Raw genomic sequence first — 22,254 nt, forward strand, 5'->3', positions numbered from 1 at the left:
GGCCTTCCGGCTGGCCCCGCGATCACCCTTCCGGCGATCAGCGGGGATCCAGCCCGCCGGGTTCAGGCACGGCGACCCGGCGTCCTCCTTCACCCGACCCGGAGACCACGATGGATTTCAGTCTCTTCTACTTCGCCAACAACGACACCGAACAGCAGGACCGCTACCGGCTGCTGCTGGAGGGCGCGCGCTTTGCCGACGACAACGGCTTCACCGCGGTGTGGACCCCCGAGCGGCACTTCCACCCGTTCGGCGGGCTCTACCCCAATCCTTCGGTCACCGGCGCCGCCGTCGCCGCGGTGACCAAGCATGTGGCCGTGCGGGCCGGCAGCGTGGTGGCGCCGCTGCACCACCCGCTGCGGATCGCCGAGGAGTGGTCGGTCGTCGACAACCTCTCCAACGGGCGGGCGGGGGTGGCGATCGCCTCGGGGTGGCACGCCGCCGACTTCGCGCTGCGCCCGGAGAACTACGAGACCCGCAAGAGCGCGCTGATGGACTCGATCGACACGATCCGCCGACTGTGGCGGCGCGAGTCGGTCGAACTCGTCGACGGCGCGGGCGAGTCGGTGTCGCTGACGGTGTTCCCGCCGCCGGTTCAGCCCGAGCTGCCGGTGTGGCTGACCACCGGCGGCACCCCGGCGACCTTCGAACTGGCCGGGCGGCACGGCCTGGGCGTCCTCACCCACCTGCTCGGCCAGGAGGTCGGGACGCTGGCGCAGCGGATCGCCGAGTACCGTGCCGCCTACCGGGAGCACCACGGCGACGAGGGGCGCGCCCACGTGGCGCTGATGCTGCACACCTTCGTCGGCACCGACAGCGAGGCCGTACGGGAGACCGTGCGCGAGCCGTTCTCCCGCTACCTGGCCAGCTCCTTCGACCTGCTGGTCAAGGCGGCCGAGGCGGCCGGCGCCGACGGTGCCGCGATGTCGCGGGAGCTCCGGAGCATGAGCGAGGAGGACCGCCGCTTTCTGGTGGCCCAGGCCTTCGACCGGTACTTCGAGACCAGCGGCATGTTCGGAACCGTCGACGACTGCATGTCGATGCTCAAGCAGCTCGCCGACGCCGGCGTGGACGAGGTCGCGTGCCTGGTGGACTTCGGTGTGGCGACGGACCAGGTCGTCGACGCCTTCCAGCACCTCGCCCTCCTGCACGACACCTGGCGTGCGCACCAGGGCCGCTGACCGCGCTGTCCAACCGGTGACTCCGAATGCCGGCGGCTCGTGCCGCCGGCATTCACGAGCCGTTGCGGTGTCCGGACACGGCGAAGACCGGTGCCCGGAGCGACCGTTGAAGGTCCGCTCCGGGCACCGGCCGCCGTCGGCCGGGTGGTGTCAGCCCTTCCGCGCGGCGCGGTCGTAGGCCCTGGTGGTCAGCGGGATCACGACGACCAGCAGCGCGGACAGCATGAGGGCGGAGGAGAGAACGGGATAGCGCAGCGGAAGCGCCGGATCGGCACCGTTGCCGGTCGGGTTGCCCCACAGCTCCCGCAGGGCGGTGGCCACGGTCGTCATCGGGCTCCACTGGGCGATGGCCTGCAGCCAGTCCGGCAGATTGTTCAGCGGGTAGAAGGTCGAGGACAGGAACGTCGATGGCATGGTCACCATCATCGCGACCGCGTTGACCCCCTGGGGCTCACGGACGAGGAGGCCGATCATGCACCCGATCCAGGTCATGGTGAAACCGAGCAGCAGCACCAGCAGGAAGCCTTCGGTCGCCTTGATGACGTTGCTCTCGATGCGCCACCCGATCACGAGCCCGACGGACAGCATCAGCACGCAGGAGATCACGTTGAGCAGGACGTCGGAGAACGTCCTGCCGAGCAGCACCGACACCTGGGCCATCGGCAGCGAGCGGAAGCGGTCCACCAGGCCGTTCTTGAGGTCCGTCGCCACGCCCACGCCGGTGTTCACCACGCTCGCGAGCATGATCTGGATGAACACGCCGGCCATGATGTACGAGTGGTAGTCCCCGGAGGGCACCGTCATCGAACTGCCGAAGAGGTATCCGAAGAGGATGACGAACATGATCGGCATCAGCGTGACGTGCAGGATCCGCTGCGGCGCCCGCTTCAGGAGCGTCATGTGCCGGCCGAACAGGGCGAGGGAGTCGCCGAGGATGTAGGACTTCATCGGTTCGCGGTCTCCAGTTCGCCCTTGTGGTGGCCCGTGAGTTCCAGGAATACGTCGTCCAGCGAGGGGCGCCGGACGAGGAAGTCGACGACCTCGACCGAGGCCTGTTGCAGCTCCTGTGCCGCGGCGGAGACACCTGCGATGCCATTCTCCAGCGCCACCGACACCCGCAGCCCGTCCTCGTCGACGACCGGCGGGGCGCAGCCGACCGACGAGACCCTGGCCAGTGCCGCCTGCGCGGCCAGCGCCATCTCGGGCGCCCGCACGGTGATCTCCAGCCGCTCACCGCCGACCGTGCGCTTGAGGTCCGCCGGGGCTCCCTCGGCCGCGAGCCGGCCCTTGTCGATCACCGCGATCCGGTGGGCGAGCTGGTCGGCCTCCTCCAGGTACTGGGTCGTCAGCAGCACCGTCACCCCCTCCGCGACCTGTTTGCGCACCAGCTCCCAGAGGGCGATCCGGCTGACCGGGTCCAGACCCGTGGTGGGCTCGTCCAGGAAGATCACCGGCGGGTTCCCGGTCAGGCTCGCACCGAGGTCCAGCCTGCGGCGCATCCCGCCGGAATAGGTCCGCACCGGCCGGTCCGCGGCATGCGTGAGATCGAACATCTCCAGCACCTCGGCGGCGCGGGCACGCGCCCTCCGGCGGCCCAGGTGCATCAGGGTAGCGACCAGAACCAGGTTCTCCCGGCCGGTCAACCCGGCGTCCAGCGCGGCGTACTGCCCCGTCAGCCCGATGCTGCGCCGCACCTCCTGCGGCTGGCGCAGCACGTCGAACCCGGCGACCGTGGCCGTGCCGGCGTCCGGCTTGAGCAGTGTCGCCAGCGTTCGCACGATGGTCGTCTTGCCCGCGCCGTTGGGGCCGAGCAACCCGTAGACCGTGCCGGCCTCGACGGCGAGGTCGATGCCCTTGAGCACCTCGGTCTCGCCGTACTTCTTCCGCAGGCCGGCCACGGATATTGCGATATCCATCAGACTCCTCGTCACATGGTGACGAACCCGTCCGATCAGCGCCGACAGCATGTGTCGGGGCACCGGAAACCAGTCGAGTTCGACGTTTACGGTTGGCTGCCGATCAGCCGAGCCGGACGGGCAGCGACTCCAACCCACGGGTCAGGTTCATCTCGTACCGGAGTTCCTCCGGCGAGACGGCCAGTTCGATCCGGTCGAAGCGCTCGATCAGGGCGCCGACGGCGAGCTCGGTCTGCATCCGGGCCAACGGCGCCCCCATGCAGTGGTGGATCCCGTGGCCGAACGCCAGGTGCCCGCCGGGCTGCCGACGGATGTCGAAACGCTCCGGATCGTCGAAGCGCGCGGGGTCGTGGTTCGCCGAGCCGAGCGCCACGAGCACGAACTCGTCGGCGGGGATCAGCACGCCACCGATCTCGACGGGCTCCGCCGTGACCGAGAGGGTCGACAGGTGCAGCGAGTTGTCGTAGCGGCTGAACTCCTCGACCGCGCCGGCCAGCAGCGCGCGGTCGGCGCGCAGGGCGGCGAACTGGTCGGGGTGGCGGAGCAGGGCGAGGACGCCATTGCCGATGAGGTGCGCCGTCGTCTCGTAGCCCGCGACCAGGAGTTGGAACACCATCGACACCAACTCGTGCTCGCTGAGGCGGTCCTCCTCGTCCCGGGCCTGGATGAGACCGGTGATCAGGTCGTCCGCCGGGTTGCTCCGCTTCGACGCGATCAGGCCGGTGAGGTAGTCCGCCATCTCGTCGGCGATCCGCTGCATCTCCCCCGGCTGCATGGCAACGGTCAGCGCGTTCGACCACGCGCCGAAGACCGCCTGGTCGGCCTCGGGCACTCCGATCATCTCGGAGATGACGGTGAGCGGCAGCGGGAACGCGAAGGCCTTGAGCAGATCCACCTCGCCCTGGGGGGCGAGGTCGCCGAGCAGCCGCTCCACCGTGTGCTCGATCCGGGGCCTGAGCGCCTGGACCTGACGGGCCGTGAACGCCTTGGCGACCAGCTTGCGGAGCCGAGTGTGGTGCGGGGGGTTCGTGTTCAGCATGTGCTCCACGAGCATCCGCTGCCCGAGCGACCGCTCGACCGGCCTCTCGGCCTGCTCGACGCCGGTCCGCGCCGCAACGACCCGCGCGGCCCATTCCGGGCCCTTCACCAACTCGGGCTTGGTCAGCGCCGCGCGCGCCTCGGTGTAACCGAGGACCAGCCACATCGGCGTCCCGGCGAGCACCACGTGCGCGACCGGTCCCCGCTCGCGCAGTCTGGCGTAAACGGGGTACGGATCGCGCACGAACTCCTCGCCCAGCTGATCCAGTTCCTGCGCAGTGCCCTCGGACATGCTGTCGGTTCCTCCCGGTTCGGTCCGTCCCCGCCCAGCACGGACATGACGATGCCATTGGCAACTTGATATCAGGAGATCCGGCCGCGCCGATCCGCACTTCAGGAACTTCGATACGCCGCCCGGCGGACCTCATCCGTTTTCAACTATTTGACCCGGCGTATCGCCGCGGCCCCACCGCGGTGCATCCTCCATTTCATGGTTGGCAGTGGCCGGACCTTCACCGATGGCACCCCGCTGTGCCCGGCCAGGAAATCGTCGGATGGGGAACAAGAACGTGACCGCTCATGACGTCGAGTACATCGAGATCTACACCAACGACCAGCACCGGACCACCGATTACTTCGTGACCAAGTGGGGATTCCGCGAGCAGGCGAGGTCCCGGACGGACGAACTCGATTCGGTCCTGCTCCGCCGGAACGGCATCCGGCTCGTGGTCACGTCGGGGCCCGGTGCCGCGGAGCACCTGGCGGTGCACGGCGACGGGATAGCCGACATCGCCTTCTCCTGCCTGAACCCGGCCGCCGTCCTGGCCGGCGCACTCGCCGCCGGCGGCCGCGCCCTCACCGCGACCGGCTCCGACGTGCCCGTGGTCTCCGGCTTCGGAGCCGTCCGCCACACGCTGGTGCGCCGCTGCCCCGGCGAGGAGCACGAGTTCCCGGCCGGCCGGCCCTGGACCCCGGCGGTGGCGGAGCAGGGCCCGATCGACGACGCCCCGCAGCTGCGGCTGCTCGACCACATCGCGGTCTGCCTCGAAGCGGGGACCCTGCACGACACCGTCCGCTACTACATCGACGGCTTCGGCTTCGAGCGGTTCTTCAGCGAGTACGTCGCGGTCGGCGACCAGGCCATGGACTCGATCGTGGTGCGCAGCCCCTCCACCGGAATCACCTTCACCATCCTGGAGCCCGACCCGACCAAGAAGCCGGGCCAGATCGACGAGTACCTGCAGCGCAACGGCGGCGCCGGCGTGCAGCACCTGGCCTTCCTGGTCGACGAGATCGTCCCGGCCGTCCTGGAGTACGAGTCCCGTGGCATCGAGTTCCTGCAAACCCCCGGGACCTACTACGACGCGCTCGCCGAGCGGATCACCGACCTCGACGACACGATCCCCGACCTGCGCAAGACGAACGTCCTCGCGGACCGCGACGAGTGGGGCTTCCTGCTCCAGCTGTTCTCCCGCTCACCGTTCGAGCGCCGCACGCTCTTCTTCGAGCTGATCCAGCGGCACGGCGCCCAGAGCTTCGGCAGCTCCAACATCCGCGCGCTGTACGAGGCCGTCGAGCGCGCCCGGGAGGAGGTCGCCTGACCCCGCCGGCGCGGGGCGCGGAAGGGCTCCGGACCGGCCCTCGTCGGGTGGCTCCGGAGCCCTTCCGCTCACACCGAGCAGACGCCTTTCATACTGTCGATCAGAGTCAGCACCGCTTTTGCGGACGGCAGAATCATCCGGCCCTCCCGGGTGAGATGGGCCCCGGTCGAATCGCGGGTGAAGAGTTTGGTGCCCAGCATCTGCTCCAGGCATTTGATCTGGTAGCTGATGGCCGGCTGCGAATATCCCAGTTCTTTCGCCGCGTGGTCCATGCGGCCGATCTCGGCCACGGATACGAAGGCGCGGAACTCTCGTTCGTGCATGGCTTCCCCCTGTCTTTTCGGCGGCCCGGCCGACGTCCCGCACCGAAGCAGCGGCTCCCGGTGATTTCGACTCCATGACAGCTCATTTGAAGTAGCTCGGCAATGGCCCTTACAGGAAGCTGCAAACCCCGTCGAGCCGCGCCCGGACGGGGCGTTACGGCGTGGGCCGGCGGATCGCCGTGTACAGCGCCCGGAGCATGAGGATGCCGCTGACCGCGATCGCCTGGTAGCCCAGCAACGGGAACAGTTCCAGGTCCGCGGCGACGTGCGGTCCACGGCCGGTGCCGAACACCATCAGCAGCACCCCCATCAGCCCGGTGCAGGCGGCCAGCAGCGTGACCGTCATCTGGTGAATGAGGCCCGAGACGAACCGCCGCTCGCGTTCGTCCGCGAACACCCGTACCCGTACCGCGAGCCGCCCCTCCTCGATCGAGGCGCTGATCCGGTCGGCCCGCCGGGGCAGTCTGCGCAGCATCGGCAGGACGGACAACATCTCCTGCACCGCGCCGCGGGCCATCGACGAGAGCTCGGCGGCGAGCCCCTCCTCCCGGGCCGGGGCGCCGTGCGAGCGGAACCTCAGCTGGTCGGCGACCAGGCCGCTGGCGATCGCCCGGCCCTCCTCCACCATGTTGAAGTCCTCCGCGAGCCGTCCCAGCGTGCCCTCCAAGGTGGCCAGGGACCGGAAGACGGCGGCCACCTGCGGTGGCACGGAGAGCCCGAAGCTCGCCAGGATCTGGAGCAGCGCGGAGAACATCTCGGCGCCCGGGCGGGCGTCGACGCCCAGGTGGTGCGCCATGAACTGGGCCAGCTCGCGTTCCAGGACGAGGGTGTCGGGTATCAGGTCCTCGCTGCTGGTGGCCCGCGTGCCGAGCAGGGTGAGCAGGGCGTCGTGCATGGCCGACGGATCCCCGCGGTTGACGGCCAGCAGCAGCTCGCCCATGGCGAGCTGGGTCGCGGGGTCGAGCCGGCCGACCGATCCGAAGTCGAGCAGCCCGATCCGGCCGTCCTCCAGCAGCAGGATGTTGCCGGGGTGGGGATCCGCGTGGAACACGCCCGCGCGCAGGATCTGGTGGATCACCGCGGTGAAGGTGGTGCGGGCCAGCTCCGTACGGTCCAGCCCCTTCGCGTCGGCGACCGGGCCGGCCCGGTCCAGCGTGACGCCCGCCAACCGCTCCTGCACGAGGACCCGGGCGGACGTGAACTCCAAGTGCACCTCGGGGATGCGGACCGGGGCGTCGGCCTCCAGGCCGCCGCAGGAGGTCGCCACCGCGACCGCGTTGCGGGCCTCGATCCGGAAGTCCAGCTCCTCCCGCACCGACCTGGCGAACCCCTCGCCAAGGTCCTTCAGGCCGAGCGCGGGCCCGAACCGGGCCCGCGCCTGGAGGCTGCGGGTCACCGCGACGACGATGCCGAGGTCACGCTCGACCGCCTCCCGGACTCCGGGACGCTGCACCTTGACGACCACGACCGGGCCCTCGCGCAGCTTCGCCTCGTGCACCTGGGCGATGGACGCGGCGGCGAGCGGCACGGGCTCGATCCACTCGAACACCTCGTCGACCGGCCGGCCAAGCTCCGCCACCAGGACCGCCTCGATCTCCGGCCAGGGATCGGCGGGCACGGCACTCTGCAGCCAGCTCAACTCCTCGATGAAGTGCGGAGGCAGCAGGTCGCGCCGGGTGGACAGCACCTGCCCCAGTTTGATGAACGCCCCGCCGCACTCCTGCAGCGCCAGCCGCAGAGACCGCGCCGTGCGATCGCCGAACTCGCCGGGCTGAATGGCCTGTTCGAGCCGACCTCGGCCGCTGAGCAGGCGGCCGAGGCCGTGTCGGATGAAGATCCGGCTGATCTGCGAGTACCGGCGGGTGCGGCGGAGGCTGCCGCCGAGCGCCCGCCAGATCTGCAACGGAAGCGTCCAGCTGCCGTAGGGCAGGAACACCTCGGTGAGTACGAGAGTGGCCATCGCGGCGAGGACGGTGAGGGCGAGCTTGAGGCCGACGAACGCTCCGATGCTCCCGTGCTCCCGGGAGATCGGTTCGAGGGCGAGCATGCTGCCCAGTGGCACCAGCCCTGCGACCAGGGCACGCAACGGCCCCACCCGGATGCCGAGCAGCCGCCGGGAGATGGCCGACACGCCGAAGACGAGGACGGCGATGGAGAGCACCGCTAGCAGTACGACCGTCAGGGCTATCACCGTAAGAACGTTAGAGGCGGCCACGCGGGAACAACATGAGCGTGTCAGCTTCATGCCGCCCCGCGCGGCCGCCCCGGCTACACCGCCGCGCGGATGTCGGCCTGGAAACCGGCCAGCCGGTCCAAGCCCCAGTACCGGTCGGGCCCGTGGATGAAGAACGGCACCCCGAACACCCCGTCACGGCCGAGCGCGCGCAGCGCCTCGACGCCGCGGGCGAGGATCGCCGGGTCGTCGGCGGCGTTGCCGACGACGTCCGGGTCGAGGCCCATCTCCGCGCCGATCTCGGCGATCACAGCCCGGTCCGAGATGTCCAGGGCTCGCTCGAAGCGCGCCCGGTAGACGTGGCCGATGTACTCGCAGCCCCGGCCGGCGTCCTCGGCCACCAGCCAGCCGAGGTGGGCGACGTCCCAGTCCGGTGCGGTGTCGACGGGCCAGGCGACCGTCAGGCCCCGCTCGGCGGCGAGGCGTTTGACGTCCTGCAGGATGTAGAGGTGCTTCTCCTTCGACATCGGGACGTAGGGCAGCCGGACGTCCGTCCCGGCCAGGAGCCGGGCGGTCGCCCCGCCCGGCTCCCAGTACGGGCGCCATTCGATCCGTTCCGCCACGTCGGGGGCGTTCTCGGTCAGCTCCCGGTAGGCGAGCCACGAGTACGGGCTGCGGAGGGAGAAGTACCAGCGTGCCGGTTCGGCCGCCAACTCGGTCTCCTGGGGTCCTAGATGGTGATGCCGCCGTCGATCTGCAGGACGGCGCCGGTGATGTAGCCCGCGCGCGGCGAGACGAGGTAGGCGACCAGGTCGGCGACCTCGTCGGCGGTGCCGAGGCGGCCCAGCGGCACCGACTCCAGCGCCTTGTCCTTCACCTTGCCGGTGAGCACGGAGGTCATGTCGGTGTCGATGAAGCCGGGGGCGACCACGTTGGCGCGGATGCCGTAGCGGCCGACCTCCTTGGCCAGGGCCCGGGAGAAGCCGATGATCCCGGCCTTGGAGGCGGAGTAGTTGCTCTGGGTGGCGTTGCCGTAGACGCCCGCGACCGACGAGATGTTGACGATCGCGCCGCCCTTGCGCTTCATCATGCCGAAAACGACGGCGCGGCAGGCGTTGTACACCCCGTCCAGGTTGGTGTCGAGCACCTGGTGCCACTCCTCGTCCTTCATCAGGACGAGCGGGTTGTCCCGGGTGATGCCGGCGGCGGTCACGGCCGCGTCGACCGGGCCGAGTTCGCGCTCGGTCTCCTCGACGAACCCGCGCACCGACGCGAGGTCGCGCACGTCGACCTTGCGGCTCAGCACCCGGACACCGAGTTCCCGGACCTCCTTCTCCAGGACGCGGGCGGCCTCTTCGTTGGACTGGTAGCAGAAGGCGACGTCGAAGCCCTCCTGCGCGAGTCGCAGGACGGTGGCGCGGCCGATGCCGCGCGAGCCGCCGGTGACCAGCGCCACCCGGGTTTCGTTCTCTGCCATGGCTCTCTCCAAAGCGTCTGGTCCGGCTTGCGGGGCCGGCGGTTCTGATGCCCCGGGATATCAGGCGGGGACGGGCCGAAGTTCCTCGGCCGGGCGGAACGCCAGCACGGCGCTCCCGACGGTCAGCACGGGCTCGCCGTCCACCAGGCTCTCGCCGGCGATGATCAGGGTGTCGCCGAGCGTCCTCGTGATGGTCGCCCGATGTTCCAGGACGTCCCCGGGCAGCACCGGCCGGTGGTACTCAAGGCCGGTGACGGCGCCGAACAGCATGACCCGCCCGGCGAGCACATCCGGGTTGGGCGCCTCCCAGGTGGCCAGCAGGCCGGCCGCCTGGCACCAGGACTCCATCAGCAGCACCTGCGGATAGGCGAAGTCCTCGGTGTCCGCGGCCACCTCCCGGTACCACGGCTCGTTGCAGGTCACCGCCTTGACCGCGGTGATGCGCTCGCCCGGGAGGACGTCGAGCACACGGTCGACCAGGAGCATCGGGAACCGGTGCGGCAGGGCCCGCCGGATCACCGACTGCCCGATGAGGCCGGGCCGGTCTGTGCGCATCAGGATTCCTTCCCCGTGGTGAAGCGCAGCCGGGCCTGGGCCGCGACCGCACGGACGGTGGCCACCTTGGCCGTGCACTTCCAGCCCTCGGCGGCGGCGCTCCACGTCAGCTCCACCGTCAGTTCGTCGCCGGGGAAGACAGGGCTCAGGAACCGCGTCGACTCCACCTCGGCCAGCGCCAGGGACTCCGCCCCCGGTGGTGGAGCCGCCACCGCGCTGAGGCGGACGCACTCGATCACGCAGACCCCCGGGAAGATCGGGAACCCCGGGTAGTGCCCGGGCAGCACCGTCTCGTCCTCGCCGACGGTGACCGCGGTGGCCGCGCCCACCCGGCCCTTCCCATCGGCAGCCGGCGGGCGCACCACCTTCACCTGGGCGAGGACCGGGCTGATCACGCCTGCCCGAGCTTCCCGCGCAGCAGCGCGTACGCGCTGCCGAGCGAGGTGATCTGCGAGAAGTCGCGCTCCTCCAGCCGCAGGCCGTACTTCTTCTCCAGGACGACCACGACCTCAAGGGCCAGCAGCGAGTCGACCCCGAGGTCGGCGATGAAGGAGACGTCATCGGTCAGCTCGTCGACGTCCACGTCGAGGGCGTGCGCGACGGTCGCGCGCAGGTCCTCCTTGTCGAGCGCGGGGGCCGCCGCGGCCTCCTGAGTCGTCATGGTGGTGTCCTAATCCGTGTGTAGGGATTCCAGCTGGCCGAGGTTTCGGGCGGCTGGTCTTCCGTAAGCGTCAGAGGTCGGGGTCAGTGGAGGCGGAGCAGGGCGCAGCCGACCGCACCGTCGCGGTCGACCGAGGTGACCAGGGCGACCCGGCCGGCGGCCGACGGGTCGTCCTCGGCGTGCACCAGGACTCCGGCCACCTGGAAGGCGGCCGACGCGGCGACGGTGTCGCCGAGCAGGGCGGTCTGGGTGAGGTGGCGCGGCTTCGCGCCGACGGTGGCCGACTCGACCACGGCCTGTTCCTGCTCGCCGATCGGGCCGGGCGCCTCGCTGGTGGACACCGCCCACAGCTCCTCCGGCCGCACCTCGGCGCGGCGCAGCGCGCGCTCCACGCAGGAGGCCAGGGCGGTACGGACGTCACCGCCGAGCGCGATGCCCATCTGGACCGCGAGCAGCTCGGCCAGCACCGGCTGGTCCGGGTCGTCCGCGTCCGCACGCTCGATCAGCAGCAGGCCGCAGCCCTCCCCGGCCGGCAGCGCCGCGCCGTCGGTCTCCGGGGTGTGGCTGTGCTTGTCGAGCCAGGAACGGGCGTGCGAGAACTCCTCGACCGCGCCGCACAGCACCGTCCGCGCGCGGCCGAAGTTGAGCAGCCGGCGGGAGTAGTTGAGGGCGTACAGGCCGGCCGCGTGGCCGCCGGCGATGGTGGTGTTGGCGCCCTTGAGCTGGTGCCAGATCGCGCTCTGGCCGGCGGCGCAGTTCATCACGGCGTTCGGGAAGCGCGCCGGGTCCACGAAGTACGGCTTCTCACCGGTGAACGAGTCCCGGGTGAAGTCCATCTGGCTCTGCACACTGCCGGTGGTCGTGCCGAGCACGAGGGCGGAGTCCTCGCCGGTGGCGACCTGCCGGTTGCGCGGCGAGTCGTCGAGCAGCCGGCTCACCGTGGTGACGGCAAGGCCGGTGGCCCGGTCCATCGACCGGGTGCCCTTCTTGCCGAGCACCGCGCGGATGTCGAAGTCCGGTACCAGGCAGGCGGTTTCGGCCGCCGCCTGCCAGGGATCGCGCTCCAGGGGCGCCTCGGCAACGCGGCGTTCCCGCAGCCCCTCGGCGAAGGCCGCCCGGCCGATGCCGAACGGGGACACCGCCGACCAGGCGGTGATGACCGTACGATTCACAAGAGTTGAGGTCGCGCTCATATCTGCTCCGTTGCTCTCCGCGGTTTCGCCTGCCGGATCGGCACGGCCCTCAGGCCTCGCCCCGGAGCGCCTTGGCGACGCGCTCGTCGAAGGTGACCAGGTTCCATTCCCGCCGGTTGTCGACGACGGCGTAGCCGTGCGTGACCTTGCCGGTGGCGGTCTGTACGAGCCTGCCGTCGCGGACCACGTAGCAGTCCATCCGCGAGGTGTAGGTGAAGTCCTTGAAGATGTCCTCCACCGTGTAGACGGTGTAGAGCTCTTCCTCCATGAGCGCCTCGTCGACGATCTGGATCTTGGAGTGCGGGCAGGCTGGGATCCAGCGGCGCTCGTCCATCAGGGTCCGCACCGAGATGCCGCGGTCAGCCAGGAACAGGTCGACGACCTCCTCCATCTGCCGCAGGTAGCTGGACATCTGGAGGCGCTCGGAGAAGTGGCAGTACGGGTAGGGGATGCGCCACTTCCAGCCGAAGGAGTTGGTTCCGGCGGTGAGCAGGTCGAGCACCGGGTCGGGACCGGTGGTACCACGGCCGGCGGACAGCGACGTGGTGGCCGCGGTGAGGTCGAGGCCGGAGATGTCGGGCGGTGTCGGCAGGCCGGCCACCGGGGTGCTCAGGCGGTCCGTCACGAAGCGGGCGATCGGGGCCGGCGGCTCACCCGGCTCCTCGATGTAACCGTCGCGGCGCAGCACGGCCTTGGCCCGGGCGGCGACCAGCTTGGTCTCCGCACCCTCGCGCTCGCCGTTCAGGGTGACGGTGAAGGAGACGGCGGTGTCCTCGTCCCCGGCCTTGGGGACGATCCGCGCCTCGACCGTCTCGTCCATGAAGAGGGCACTCAGGATGCGGGTGTCGAGCTCGACGAGGTCCACGCCGAGTCCGTGCTCCGTGTAGAGCGTACGGGCGTCGAGGCCGGCCTCGGCGAAGTGGAGCAGGATGGCTTCCTCGACGAGGTAGTTGATGTGCTTGAAGCCGATCCAGGTGCAGATGTTGGCGCCCTCGAAGCGAGTGCGCAGCGAGGTCGTCGTCTCACTGGTGAGGAGCGCCTTGACTGCGCTTTCGGTCACGGTGGTCATCGATGGTGCTCCCCTGAAGGTGTGGGTCCGGGGCCGCCTGTCGGTCACGCGGCCGGCAAGGTGCTGACGAATCGATCGACCGCGGCGGCGAGTTCGCCCGCCTGCTCGATCATCAGGAAGTGCCCGCTGTCGGGCAGCAGGTGGAACCGTCCCTCCGGCAGGTCGGCCGCCAGCAGGCCGCCCTCCTCCGGGGGAGCGATGGAGTCGTGCTCGCCCGCGATCACGAGGCAGGGCACGGTGAACAGCTCGGTCCGCAGCCGCGGGGTGGCCAGGTAGGTCTCGAAGAACCGCATCCAGCCGTAGGCGCCGACCCGGTCCCGGACCCGGCCGCCGAGTTCCTCGACCAGGTCGTCCGGGACCCGGCCGCCGGCGTGCACCCGCACGCCCTCGGTCATGGTCCGGACGAAGTTCTGGACGGCCGTCTCCACGGACTGCCAGGTGAAGTCCTCCGCCGCACGGCGGTAGAACGGGGACACCAGGACGAGGGCGCGGATGCCGAACTCCGTGAACGGGTCGACGCCCCGCTCCAGCCGCCGGTGGAGGAACTCCAGCAGGGAGTTGGCCCCCATGGAGTGGCCGACCACCACGCCGGCGCCGCCGGGCACCGCGCGCAGCGCGTCGGCCACATGCGGCACGACGTCGCCCTCCGCGCTCCAGTGGGCCACACACTCACCGCGCCACGGGAGGTCGGCGGCCCAGATCTCGGGGCCGCCGTCCTGCCCGGCGTGTTCGAGGTAGGCGTCCCAGACGCTCGCGCTGTTGGCCAGTCCGTGGAGCAGCAGCATCCGGCCGGGGCCGCCGGCCGCGCGGCGGTGCACGACGACCGGCGGCAGTGGGGCGGGTTGGGCCGCCGGCGCCGCTCCGGCGGCGAGCAGGGTGCCGGGGCCGGACATCACGCCGCCGCCGGCCGGAGCAGGACGAGTCCGGCGCTGGCGTCGTCGGCGTCACCGCCCGCGCTGGCGTACACCGGCCCGGCGCCACCGCGGGCGAACCAGCCGGCGGCCGCGGCGCACTGGAGGATGCCGAGCGCGCCGGAGGCGAGGCCGAAACGGGCGCCGAGGTCCTGGCGGGGCACCCCGTCCAGCAGCCCCTCCGGCAGCGCGTCCGCCTCCGGCACCTGCCACAGGGCGGGGCGTTCGCCGGCCGCGTCGTCCAGCTTCGCTAGGGAGGCCGCCAGGCCGGCGCCACGCACGGCGCCGCCCAGGGCGGCCAACGCGGGTACGCCCCGGTCGGCCGCCGCTTCTTCGCTCTCCAGCACCACGGCCACCGCGCCGTCGACCGTGCGGGCGCCGCCGACGAAGGCACGCACCGCCTCGTTGTCCGGCTCCACGCCCAGGACCAGGGCCCGGGTGACGCGGCCGGCGCGGATCAGGTTCGCGCCCCAGCGGAGGGCGTCCAGCCCGGAGGTGGCGCCGTTGCACAGCATCAGGTTCGGGCCGCGCAGGCCGAAGCGGATGGCGACGGAGGAGGCGACGACGTTGCTGGAGGCGTTCGGCAGGTCCATCGGACTGCCCGCGGCCGCGGTCTCGCGGGTGATGGTGTCCATCGCCCGCGTGATGGTGTCGATGTTGCCGTAGTTGGAGCTGACCACCACCGCGACGCTGCCCGCGGCAACCGTCAAGCCGCCGTCGTCGTCCACCAGCGCGGCGTCGCGCAGGGCCGCCCGGGCCGCGCAGTACGCCAGCTGGGTCGCCCGGTCCTTGTAGCGCAGGCCCTTCCTGCCGATGAGGTCCTTCGGCTCGACCGGCGGGGCGTCGGCGGGCCCCGGCTCGATCAGTTCCACGGCCGAGGCCGCGCGCGACAGCACCACGCCGGTCCCGCTCACCACCACGTTCATCGGGCCGCCTCCACGATCGCCACGGCGTTCACGCCGCCGAAGCCGAATGCGTTCAACTGGGCCACGGCCAGGGGCGCCCGGGCGGCCTCGCCGGTGACGAGCCGGAAGCCGGCCGCCTCGTCCACCGGGTCCTCCAGGCCGACGGTCGGCGGCACCCGGCCCTCGGCCAGCGCGTTCAGCGTCACGACCAGGTTGAGCAGGCCGGAGGCTCCCGAGGTGTGGCCGGTCATGGACTTGATGGCCGTCATCAGAGGCTTGTCCGCGTCCTCGCCGAACGCGTCGGCGAGGGCGATGGCCTCGGCCTCGTCGTTGAGCAGGGTGCCCGTGCCGTGCACCATGACCAGGTCGATGTCCTTGGGCTTCAGCCCGACGCGGGACTGGGCCTCCCGAATGGCCTCGGCGATGCCGACCGGATCGGGCGCGGTCACGTGGAACGCGTCGCAGTTGACGGCGACGCTGCGCACCACCCCGTGCGCCTTCTGGCCGGCCGCAGGGGTGCGGGTCAGCACGACGGCCGCCGCGCCCTCGCCCATGAGAACGCCGGCGCGGTTGCGGTCGAACGGCCGCACCCGCTCCGGCGGAACCGGCTGGACCCGTTCCAGCAGCCCGTACATGGTCTCGGTGAGCACGTCCACGCCGGCGACGATCACCGTCTCGGCCGTGCCGGCCTCCAGCAGGTCGGTGGCCAGGGCGAGCGCGTACAGCCCCGCGGAGCAGGCGTTCGAGAAGGTGTGGGTGTCGTCGGCGTTGCACGCCTCCCGCAAAGCCGTACCGAAGTGCAGGTCCTGAGGGGGGAATTCGATGCCGTCGCGCTGCCACAGCTCGACCGAGCGCAGCTCCCGCAGGCCGGTGCCGATCAGGATCGGCACCCCGCTCAGGTCGCGCTCGTCGAGGCCCGCGTCGCGGGCGGCCTGGCCGATCGCGTCGATCAGCAGCGCGGTCGCCCGGCGCGGCACGTCGGCCCCGGTCTCGGGGCGGTCGTCCACCTCGTAGGCGAAGACGGCCTCGTGGCGGCTGAGGTCGAAACCCTTCAGCTTGCCGACACCGGAGACGCCGGCACACAGGTTGGCGAACAGCTCACCGGGGTTGCGGCCGACGCTGGCCACCGCGCCGGTACCGGTCACGGCCCAGCTCATGCGCCCACCTCGCTACGCTCGGCAGCCGCTTCGCACAACGCGCACCTTTCGATGATGAGCTCACTTCGCTCGCTCATGCCGCCACCTCGTCGTATTTCCCGAGCAGCACCACCGCGTTGTTCCCGCCGAATGCGAGCCCATTGTTCTGGACAATCCGCAGATCGGCCTCCACGGCGACGTTCGGAACACAGTCGACGTCGCACTCGGGGTCGGTGGTGGTGTGGTTGATGGTCGGCGGAATGAAATTGTTGGTGATGGCGAGGGCACAGCCGATCGCGGAAAGCGCACTCGCCGCGCCCATGGTGTGGCCGATCATCGACTTCATGGAGATGACCTTCGGCGGCTGCGTTCCGAAGACCTCGCGGATCGCGCGCGCCTCGGTGACGTCGTTGGCCTTGGTGCCGGTGCCGTGGGCGGAAATGAGATCCACCTGCTCGGGCTTGACCCCGGCGTTTTCCAGGGCTATTTCCATGCACCGGCCGACACTGTCCTGGTTGGGCGCGACCTGGTGGTAGGCGTCGCAGTTCAGGCCGTAGCCGAGCACCTCGGCGTAGATGCGCGCGCCGCGGGCGAGTGCGGAGTCCAGGCTCTCCAGCACCAGGATGCCGGCCCCCTCGCCGGTGAGGATGCCCTTGCGGTCCACATCGAAGGGCCGGCAGCGGTCGGGGGCGATGGTGCCCAGGCGGTAGAACCCGGAGAAGGTCTTGCGGCACATGGCGTCCGCGCCACCGCACAGGGCGAACTCGGCCTCGCCGGAGCGGACCGCGTCGAAGCCGTAGCCGATCGCGTAGTTGCCGGCGGCGCAGGCGGTCGGGATCGTCACCGCCTCGACGTCGGACAGCTCCAGTTCCTGGGCGATGGCCGCGGACAGCCGCCCGGCCGCAACGCGTCGGGCGGACTCCGGAGCCATGTACTCGGGTCCGAACCGGACTTCGGCCTCGACCATGTGGTCGAGGTCGCGGGACTCCCCGTCGGTGGTGCCGATCGTCACGACGCCGGGCCGCGACCGCCAGACCGACAGGTCCAGCCCGGCATCGTCGATCGCCATCCGGGCGGCGGCGACGGAGTACTGCGTCGCCCGGCCGAGATGCTCGACGGGCAGGTGCCGGATCCACCGCTCGGGCTCGAACCCGACCACCTCGCACCCGTTCGCGTGGTCGAATCCCTCGACGTCGAACACGGTGATCGGCTTGGCCCCGCTGCTTCCGCTGCGCAGGCCCTGCAGGAACTCACCGGCTCCCATACCGATACTGGAGACCACCCCCAGCCCGGTGATCACCACTCTGCGCGGGCCAGCCTGCCCCGACATTGCCATCCCGACCTCTCCGTCCCCTGCTCCGGCCATGCCCTGTCCGAACGATGTCGCCGACTACCAGCCGGCGGCCTGGGACACGACCTCGTAAACACCCTTGAGGTTCACCATGCGGGCCAGCTCGGACTGGTCGATGGTGATGCTGAATTCCTTCTCCAGATTCGCGAGGATCTCGATCGAACGCAGCGAGTCAGCGGCGTGGTCCTCCTTGAAGAGGCTGGTCTCGGTAACCTCGTCCTCCTCGATCTCAAGAATGTCGCAGACGATCTCCTTGATCTTCTGCACGTTCTCGTCGTACGAAGCCATAATGGGTACCCTTCCTTTTCGGGCGGCGCCTCGGGGCCACCGCCCGGTTTTCTGCCGGGGATCTTTCTATGGCACCTCAACGGGCCCCGGCAATGGAGGCTGCAGAAACCTGCCAAGTCCACCCGCTGGGAATGACAGGCGCGGTGACGCGCGGCTAGGCCCGAGGGCAACTCCCCGCAGGCCCGGTGGGCAGATCCCGGACGGTGCGCAGCGGGGACACCAGCGGGAGGGCGCCGCAGAGCGCCAGCAGGCCGGTCATCGCCCACATGGTGGCGCGCAGCCCGAGGACGGAGCCGAGCGTGCCGCCGGCCAGGGCGCCGAGCGGGATGGTGGCGTGGTTGGCGAACATCGAGGTCGCCACGACGCGGCTGAGCAGTGCGGGCGGGGTGTAGGACTGCCGGAAGCTGCCGAGCACGACGTTGCAGAGCACCACGCCCGCGACCATCACGAGCGAACCCACCGCGTAGAGCACGATCCCGAGGCCCGGCCGCGCGAGCGACAGCAGCAGCCCGAACGGCATGGCCGTCAGCAGGACGATCCGCACCCCGCGTGCCGTGCCGAGCCGCCGGCAGAGCGGCCGGGCCACCAGCGCACCGAGCACGCCCCCGAGCGCGCCGACCGACGCGAGCCCGCCGACCCAGCCCGGGGCGACCCCGGCGTCGCGGATCAGGAACAGCACGGCGATCGACTGGTACCCGGTGAGCGCGAAGTTCGCCGCCGCGCCGTAGAGCGTGAAGGACCGCAGGTACGGGTCCCGGAGGAGAAAGGCCAGACCCTCGCGGACCTGCGTGACCAGCCCCGCCCCGGCGGGCTCGGCCTCCGCCGGCCCGGGCTTGGGACGGATCAGCAGCAGGGTCGCGGTGGCGATCAGAAATGTCACGGCGTCGGCCAGCAGACCGGCCGCCGCGCCCAGCGTCTGGACGGTCAGCCCCGCCAGACCGGGTCCGGCGACCCGGGCGGCCGATGCGGTGCCCTGGAGCTTGGCGTTGCCCTCGACCAGGTCCTCGCGCCGCACGAGCTCGGGCAGGTACGCCTGGTACGCCGCGTCGAAGAACACCGAGGCGACACCGCTGAGGAAGGCCACCGCGAGCAGCTGCGCCAGCCCGAGGACCCCGAACCACCCCGCCACCGGCACGCTCGCGAACAGCGCGGCGGACGCGAGGTTGCAGCCGATCATCACCGCCCGCCGGGACACCCGCCCCACCCACACCCCGGCCGGCAGGCCGAGCAGCAGCCACGGCAGCCAGACCGCACCGGTCAGCAGGCCCGCCGCGAGCGGCCCGGCGTCCAGCGACACCACCGCGACCAGCGGCAGCGCGACGGAGGTGACGCTGCTGCCCAGCTTGCTGACGCTCTCGCCCGCCCACAACAGACGGAAGTCGCGGTGGGCGAACAGGCCCCGGCGCGTACGGACCTCCGGCACCTCTGCCGGAGCAATCGCAGCCGTCCCGACCTGATCCACCGTCCCGGCCGACCCCGCCGTCACAGCCGGACCCGCCGACCCTGCCGTCACGGCCGGGCCGGGACGCTGTGGGCGAAGGCGAAGACGGGCTCCCGCTCCCGCCCGTCCTCCGGCACCGGCCGGTCCGCCCACTTCTGCAGCACGGCGACCAGGTCCCCGGCCAGCTCGCGGGCCTCCTCGGGGGTGAGCCGCAGCCAGGTCTCGGTGGACACCGAGCAGCCCTCCTGCCACTGCGGGTCGTAGCCGTGCCGCCGCGCGGCCCAGTCCCGGACCAGACCGGCCTGGCGCTCCAGGAGCAGCGAGCCGGCCGCGTCCGCGACGGCCTCGGCGACCGGGTCGTGGTCGAAGTCGGCCCGCGCCCAGCTCAGTTCCGCGGCGGCGAGCCGCCACCACCGCTCCCGCCGGTCCCGGGCGAGTTCGGGCACCTCCTCGACCAGGCCGCTGCCGGCCAGCACCTTCACGTGGTGGCTGATGTTGCCGACCGCCTGCCCGGTGCGCTCGGCGAGCTGCCCGACGGTGGCCGGGCCGTCGACCTTGAGCAGGTCGAGCAGGCGGCGGCGCAGTGGATGGGTGAGCGCGGCGAGGACGCGGGAGTCGGAGATCTGCCGGGTGCCGTCAGGTGTGTCAGCCATGCGAGGAGGATATGGACAAGGATTCTTGTACGACAAGACTTGTACGAGAGCTCTTGTGTATCTCCGGTGCATCTGTCGCCCCACCCGAACGGGTGTACCGGTACAGCTCACCGGGCACCGGGTAGAAGGGGGCTGCGCCGAGGAGGTACAAACATGCGGCACGCCACCGCCCCGCAGATGAGGCCCGAGGGCATCTCCCCGCACGCCCTGGGCAACGACACCCTGCTGCACGAGCTGGAACAGCTGCACCGCACACGCCACGAGACGTTCCTGTACGGCTCCGAGGAGGCGCTCAAGCGCCACACCCTGCGCACCGGGCAACTGGAGGCCGAGTACCTGCACCGCTTCCCCAACCGGCAGGTGACGGCCGGCCGCACCCGGGCCGGCGCCCGCGCCCGTGAGGCGGCGGCCCGCGTGGAGTCCCTGCCGGAGTAATGGAGTCCCTGCCGGAGTAAGCGGAGTCCCTGCCCGAGTAACCCGTCGCGCGGGCGCCCCCGCACCCGGTCCTGGCGCCGCCCGGCGGGACACGCCGGGCGGCGGTGGCGTGCCCCGGGCCGGGCCGTCGGGGAGGGTAAGGAGCGAACCCCCGACCCCCTGGGAGCCCCCGCATGCCCATCGCAAGCGTCAACCCCGCAACCGGCGAGATCCTGCAGACCTTCGAACCCCTCGACGCGGCCGGCATCGACCGGCGCCTCGCCCTCGCCGAGACCGCCTTCCACGACTACCGCACCACCACCTTCGCGTCCCGCGCCGCCCTGATGCACCGGGCCGCCGACCTGCTGGACCAGGACCAGGAGGCCGTCGCCCGCACGATGACCGAGGAGATGGGCAAGCCGATCGCCGCCGCCCGCGCCGAGGCCGCCAAGTGCGCCAAGGCGATGCGCTGGTACGCCGACCACGCCGAGGCGCTGCTCGCCGACGAGCACCCGGCCCCGGCCGACGTCGCCGACGCCGGAGCCGCCCGCGCCTACGTCCGCTACCGGCCGCTCGGCGCGGTGCTGGCCGTGATGCCGTGGAACTTCCCGTTCTGGCAGGTGATCCGGTTCGCCGCGCCCGCGCTGATGGCGGGCAACGTCGGCCTGCTCAAGCACGCGTCCAACGTGCCCCGGACGGCGGTGGCGCTGGAGGAGCTGTTCCGCCGGGCGGGCTTCCCGGAGGGCTGCTTCCAGACCCTCCTGATCGGCTCGGGCGCCGTCGAGGGCGTCATCCGGGACCGCCGGGTCGCCGCCGTGACCCTCACCGGCAGCGAGCCGGCCGGGCGCGCGGTCGCCGCCACGGCGGCCGACGAGGTGAAGAAGGCCGTCCTGGAGCTGGGCGGCAGCGACCCGTTCGTGGTGATGCCGAGCGCCGACGTGGACGCGGCCGTGCGCACCGCCGTCAAGGCACGGGCGCAGAACAACGGCCAGTCCTGCATCGCCGCCAAGCGCTTCATCGTGCACACCGACGTCTACGACCGGTTCACCGCCGCCTTCAGCGAGGCCATGGGCTCACTGCGGGTCGGCGACCCGATGGACGAGGCCACCGACGTCGGCCCGCTGGCCAGCCGGCAGGGCCGGGACGACTTGGAGGAACTCGTCGAGGACGCCCGCACCCGCGGCGCCCGGGTGGAGTGCGGCGGCGGGCGCCCCACGGGCTGGGACACCGGGTACTTCTACGAGCCCACCGTGCTCACCGGCATCACCCCGGCCATGCGGATCCACCAGGAGGAGACCTTCGGCCCGGTCGCGACCGTCTACCGGGTCGCCGGCCTGGACGAGGCGGTGGCGCTCGCCAACGACACCCCGTTCGGGCTGAGTTCCAACGTCTGGACGACGGACGGGAGCGAGCAGGAGCGCTTCGTCCGCGACATCCAGGCCGGCGGGGTGTTCTTCAACGGCATGACGGCCTCCCACCCGGCGCTGCCGTTCGGCGGCGTCAAGCGCTCCGGGTTCGGGCGGGAGCTGTCGGGGCACGGGATCCGGGAGTTCTGCAACGTCACCACGGTGTGGATCGGCTGAGCAACCCCCGGACCTTGCTGCGACGGCTGCGACGGCCGGGTCAGGACGCCATCCGGTGCCTGCCCCGGCCGGGCGTCATCCAGCGGGCGACGACGCCCGCCATGGCGATGACCGTCAGGCCCCAGAAGGCCGCCATCAGGCCGAGCATCGGCTCCCAGCTCACCTGGGCGCCGACCATGCCGAGGCCGAGCGAGAGCGCGACCATGAACGTCACCACGGTGGGGCTGAGGCTGAGCAGCCAGTGCCAGGCCCGGTATCCCAGGCTCGGGTGCTCCGGGGCTTCGGGTCCGGTGTCGAGTTCCTTGTAGGCCAGCAGGTCCATCGGGATCGCCTCCGATCGTCGGGTTCGTCGGGGAGGTTCGGGGGGCCAGGGCTGGTTCCGCAG

Annotated in this window: 24 protein-coding genes; 4 read left to right on the forward strand and 20 right to left on the reverse strand. The window is 71.3% G+C overall.

Annotated features, from left to right (window positions below; all coding sequences use genetic code 11):
• The first annotated feature begins 110 nt into the window (after positions 1–110).
• Positions 111–1,181 carry a MupA/Atu3671 family FMN-dependent luciferase-like monooxygenase gene (locus KV557_RS13355; protein WP_218200101.1) on the forward strand — a complete coding sequence of 357 codons (1,071 nt, stop codon included), beginning with the start codon at positions 111–113 and terminating at the stop codon, positions 1,179–1,181.
• 150 nt (positions 1,182–1,331) lie between these two features.
• Here KV557_RS13355 and KV557_RS13360 read toward each other — a convergent pair whose 3' ends face one another.
• The 3 genes from KV557_RS13360 to KV557_RS13370 all read right to left on the reverse strand — a co-directional run bounded on the left by KV557_RS13360 (position 1,332) and on the right by KV557_RS13370 (position 4,427).
• On the reverse strand, positions 1,332–2,129 hold the full coding sequence (locus KV557_RS13360) for an ABC transporter permease (RefSeq protein WP_218200102.1): 798 nt from the start codon (positions 2,127–2,129) through the stop codon (positions 1,332–1,334).
• Positions 2,126–3,097 carry an ATP-binding cassette domain-containing protein gene (locus KV557_RS13365; protein WP_218200103.1) on the reverse strand — a complete coding sequence of 324 codons (972 nt, stop codon included), beginning with the start codon at positions 3,095–3,097 and terminating at the stop codon, positions 2,126–2,128. The genes KV557_RS13360 and KV557_RS13365 overlap by 4 nt, the downstream gene beginning before the upstream one ends.
• A gap of 103 nt (positions 3,098–3,200) precedes the next feature.
• Positions 3,201–4,427 (reverse strand): cytochrome P450 family protein, encoded by a 1,227-nt coding sequence (locus KV557_RS13370; RefSeq protein WP_218200104.1) that lies wholly within the window; start codon positions 4,425–4,427, stop codon positions 3,201–3,203.
• Between the two features lie 262 nt (positions 4,428–4,689).
• Here KV557_RS13370 and hppD point away from each other — a divergent pair, with 262 nt between their 5' ends.
• The gene (gene hppD / locus KV557_RS13375) at positions 4,690–5,736 is read left to right on the forward strand and encodes a 4-hydroxyphenylpyruvate dioxygenase (RefSeq protein WP_256177351.1); all 1,047 of its coding nucleotides are present in this window, start codon (positions 4,690–4,692) and stop codon (positions 5,734–5,736) included.
• 68 nt (positions 5,737–5,804) lie between these two features.
• On the opposite strand, the gene KV557_RS13380 is transcribed toward hppD, so the two are convergent.
• The 16 genes from KV557_RS13380 to KV557_RS13455 form a co-directional block, all read right to left on the reverse strand.
• Complete coding sequence (locus tag KV557_RS13380) at positions 5,805–6,059, reverse strand: LysR family transcriptional regulator (protein ID WP_218200106.1); 255 nt, start codon at positions 6,057–6,059, stop codon at positions 5,805–5,807.
• A 154-nt stretch (positions 6,060–6,213) separates the two neighbouring features.
• Positions 6,214–8,250, reverse strand: coding sequence for an ABC1 kinase family protein (locus tag KV557_RS13385; protein WP_308129884.1), 2,037 nt, complete (start codon positions 8,248–8,250; stop codon positions 6,214–6,216).
• A gap of 77 nt (positions 8,251–8,327) precedes the next feature.
• Positions 8,328–8,945 (reverse strand): 2-hydroxychromene-2-carboxylate isomerase, encoded by a 618-nt coding sequence (locus tag KV557_RS13390; RefSeq protein ID WP_218200108.1) that lies wholly within the window; start codon positions 8,943–8,945, stop codon positions 8,328–8,330.
• A gap of 17 nt (positions 8,946–8,962) precedes the next feature.
• Positions 8,963–9,709 (reverse strand): 3-oxoacyl-[acyl-carrier-protein] reductase, encoded by a 747-nt coding sequence (gene fabG, locus KV557_RS13395; RefSeq protein WP_218200109.1) that lies wholly within the window; start codon positions 9,707–9,709, stop codon positions 8,963–8,965.
• 60 nt (positions 9,710–9,769) lie between these two features.
• Complete coding sequence (locus KV557_RS13400; RefSeq protein ID WP_218200110.1) at positions 9,770–10,264, reverse strand: 3-hydroxyacyl-ACP dehydratase FabZ family protein; 495 nt, start codon at positions 10,262–10,264, stop codon at positions 9,770–9,772.
• Entirely contained in the window at positions 10,264–10,659 is a 396-nt protein-coding gene (locus KV557_RS13405) for a 3-hydroxyacyl-ACP dehydratase FabZ family protein (protein ID WP_218200111.1), read from the reverse strand. The genes KV557_RS13400 and KV557_RS13405 overlap by 1 nt, the downstream gene beginning before the upstream one ends.
• Complete coding sequence (locus KV557_RS13410; RefSeq protein WP_218200112.1) at positions 10,656–10,925, reverse strand: acyl carrier protein; 270 nt, start codon at positions 10,923–10,925, stop codon at positions 10,656–10,658. Before KV557_RS13410 ends, KV557_RS13405 begins: the two co-directional genes overlap by 4 nt.
• Before the next feature lie 83 nt (positions 10,926–11,008).
• A complete protein-coding gene (locus tag KV557_RS13415) occupies positions 11,009–12,118 on the reverse strand; it encodes a beta-ketoacyl synthase N-terminal-like domain-containing protein (protein ID WP_218200113.1) in 1,110 nt (369 codons plus the stop codon).
• A 49-nt stretch (positions 12,119–12,167) separates the two neighbouring features.
• The gene (locus KV557_RS13420; protein ID WP_218200114.1) at positions 12,168–13,187 is read right to left on the reverse strand and encodes a hypothetical protein; all 1,020 of its coding nucleotides are present in this window, start codon (positions 13,185–13,187) and stop codon (positions 12,168–12,170) included.
• A 44-nt stretch (positions 13,188–13,231) separates the two neighbouring features.
• Positions 13,232–14,080 carry an alpha/beta fold hydrolase gene (locus KV557_RS13425; protein WP_218200115.1) on the reverse strand — a complete coding sequence of 283 codons (849 nt, stop codon included), beginning with the start codon at positions 14,078–14,080 and terminating at the stop codon, positions 13,232–13,234.
• Positions 14,080–15,024 carry a beta-ketoacyl synthase N-terminal-like domain-containing protein gene (locus KV557_RS13430; RefSeq protein WP_218200116.1) on the reverse strand — a complete coding sequence of 315 codons (945 nt, stop codon included), beginning with the start codon at positions 15,022–15,024 and terminating at the stop codon, positions 14,080–14,082. Before KV557_RS13430 ends, KV557_RS13425 begins: the two co-directional genes overlap by 1 nt.
• Complete coding sequence (locus KV557_RS13435; RefSeq protein WP_218200117.1) at positions 15,021–16,160, reverse strand: beta-ketoacyl-[acyl-carrier-protein] synthase family protein; 1,140 nt, start codon at positions 16,158–16,160, stop codon at positions 15,021–15,023. Before KV557_RS13435 ends, KV557_RS13430 begins: the two co-directional genes overlap by 4 nt.
• 73 nt (positions 16,161–16,233) lie before the next feature.
• Positions 16,234–17,475: a beta-ketoacyl-[acyl-carrier-protein] synthase family protein gene (locus tag KV557_RS13440; protein ID WP_374106620.1), complete on the reverse strand. Its 1,242-nt coding sequence runs from the start codon at positions 17,473–17,475 to the stop codon at positions 16,234–16,236.
• Positions 17,476–17,529: 54 nt separating this feature from the next.
• Complete coding sequence (locus tag KV557_RS13445) at positions 17,530–17,778, reverse strand: acyl carrier protein (RefSeq protein ID WP_218200118.1); 249 nt, start codon at positions 17,776–17,778, stop codon at positions 17,530–17,532.
• A 154-nt stretch (positions 17,779–17,932) separates the two neighbouring features.
• A complete protein-coding gene (locus KV557_RS13450) occupies positions 17,933–19,201 on the reverse strand; it encodes an MFS transporter (RefSeq protein ID WP_308129885.1) in 1,269 nt (422 codons plus the stop codon).
• A gap of 86 nt (positions 19,202–19,287) precedes the next feature.
• Positions 19,288–19,872: a winged helix-turn-helix domain-containing protein gene (locus tag KV557_RS13455; protein ID WP_218200119.1), complete on the reverse strand. Its 585-nt coding sequence runs from the start codon at positions 19,870–19,872 to the stop codon at positions 19,288–19,290.
• A gap of 153 nt (positions 19,873–20,025) precedes the next feature.
• On the opposite strand from KV557_RS13455, the gene KV557_RS13460 reads away from it, so the two are divergent.
• A complete protein-coding gene (locus KV557_RS13460) occupies positions 20,026–20,307 on the forward strand; it encodes a DUF6158 family protein (protein WP_374106621.1) in 282 nt (93 codons plus the stop codon).
• Positions 20,308–20,480: 173 nt separating this feature from the next.
• Positions 20,481–21,869, forward strand: coding sequence for an NADP-dependent succinic semialdehyde dehydrogenase (locus KV557_RS13465; RefSeq protein WP_218200120.1), 1,389 nt, complete (start codon positions 20,481–20,483; stop codon positions 21,867–21,869).
• A gap of 40 nt (positions 21,870–21,909) precedes the next feature.
• Here the strand turns inward: KV557_RS13465 and KV557_RS13470 are convergent, their stop codons facing one another.
• Complete coding sequence (locus KV557_RS13470) at positions 21,910–22,191, reverse strand: hypothetical protein (RefSeq protein WP_218200121.1); 282 nt, start codon at positions 22,189–22,191, stop codon at positions 21,910–21,912.
• Between the last annotated feature and the right edge of the window lie 63 nt (positions 22,192–22,254).

It is taken from the genome of Kitasatospora aureofaciens (assembly GCF_019192735.1).
GTDB classification, from domain to species: domain Bacteria; phylum Actinomycetota; class Actinomycetes; order Streptomycetales; family Streptomycetaceae; genus Kitasatospora; species Kitasatospora aureofaciens_A.

Excerpts from the sequence above, each read along its gene's own strand:
- KV557_RS13445 (WP_218200118.1), bottom strand. The coding sequence starts at position 17,778 with ATGGCTTCGTACGACGAGAACGTGCAGAAGATCAAGGAGATCGTCTGC.
- KV557_RS13440 (WP_374106620.1), bottom strand. The coding sequence starts at position 17,475 with ATGGCAATGTCGGGGCAGGCTGGCCCGCGCAGAGTGGTGATCACCGGG.
- KV557_RS13430 (WP_218200116.1), bottom strand. The coding sequence starts at position 15,024 with ATGAACGTGGTGGTGAGCGGGACCGGCGTGGTGCTGTCGCGCGCGGCC.
- KV557_RS13365 (WP_218200103.1), bottom strand. The coding sequence starts at position 3,097 with ATGGATATCGCAATATCCGTGGCCGGCCTGCGGAAGAAGTACGGCGAG.
- KV557_RS13460 (WP_374106621.1), top strand. The coding sequence starts at position 20,026 with ATGCGGCACGCCACCGCCCCGCAGATGAGGCCCGAGGGCATCTCCCCG.
- KV557_RS13420 (WP_218200114.1), bottom strand. The coding sequence starts at position 13,187 with ATGACCACCGTGACCGAAAGCGCAGTCAAGGCGCTCCTCACCAGTGAG.
- KV557_RS13470 (WP_218200121.1), bottom strand. The coding sequence starts at position 22,191 with ATGGACCTGCTGGCCTACAAGGAACTCGACACCGGACCCGAAGCCCCG.
- KV557_RS13415 (WP_218200113.1), bottom strand. The coding sequence starts at position 12,118 with ATGAGCGCGACCTCAACTCTTGTGAATCGTACGGTCATCACCGCCTGG.
- KV557_RS13410 (WP_218200112.1), bottom strand. The coding sequence starts at position 10,925 with ATGACGACTCAGGAGGCCGCGGCGGCCCCCGCGCTCGACAAGGAGGAC.
- KV557_RS13355 (WP_218200101.1), top strand. The coding sequence starts at position 111 with ATGGATTTCAGTCTCTTCTACTTCGCCAACAACGACACCGAACAGCAG.
- KV557_RS13435 (WP_218200117.1), bottom strand. The coding sequence starts at position 16,160 with ATGAGCTGGGCCGTGACCGGTACCGGCGCGGTGGCCAGCGTCGGCCGC.
- fabG (WP_218200109.1), bottom strand. The coding sequence starts at position 9,709 with ATGGCAGAGAACGAAACCCGGGTGGCGCTGGTCACCGGCGGCTCGCGC.
- hppD (WP_256177351.1), top strand. The coding sequence starts at position 4,690 with ATGGGGAACAAGAACGTGACCGCTCATGACGTCGAGTACATCGAGATC.
- KV557_RS13425 (WP_218200115.1), bottom strand. The coding sequence starts at position 14,080 with ATGTCCGGCCCCGGCACCCTGCTCGCCGCCGGAGCGGCGCCGGCGGCC.
- KV557_RS13455 (WP_218200119.1), bottom strand. The coding sequence starts at position 19,872 with ATGGCTGACACACCTGACGGCACCCGGCAGATCTCCGACTCCCGCGTC.
- KV557_RS13465 (WP_218200120.1), top strand. The coding sequence starts at position 20,481 with ATGCCCATCGCAAGCGTCAACCCCGCAACCGGCGAGATCCTGCAGACC.
- KV557_RS13380 (WP_218200106.1), bottom strand. The coding sequence starts at position 6,059 with ATGCACGAACGAGAGTTCCGCGCCTTCGTATCCGTGGCCGAGATCGGC.
- KV557_RS13360 (WP_218200102.1), bottom strand. The coding sequence starts at position 2,129 with ATGAAGTCCTACATCCTCGGCGACTCCCTCGCCCTGTTCGGCCGGCAC.
- KV557_RS13400 (WP_218200110.1), bottom strand. The coding sequence starts at position 10,264 with ATGCGCACAGACCGGCCCGGCCTCATCGGGCAGTCGGTGATCCGGCGG.
- KV557_RS13370 (WP_218200104.1), bottom strand. The coding sequence starts at position 4,427 with ATGTCCGAGGGCACTGCGCAGGAACTGGATCAGCTGGGCGAGGAGTTC.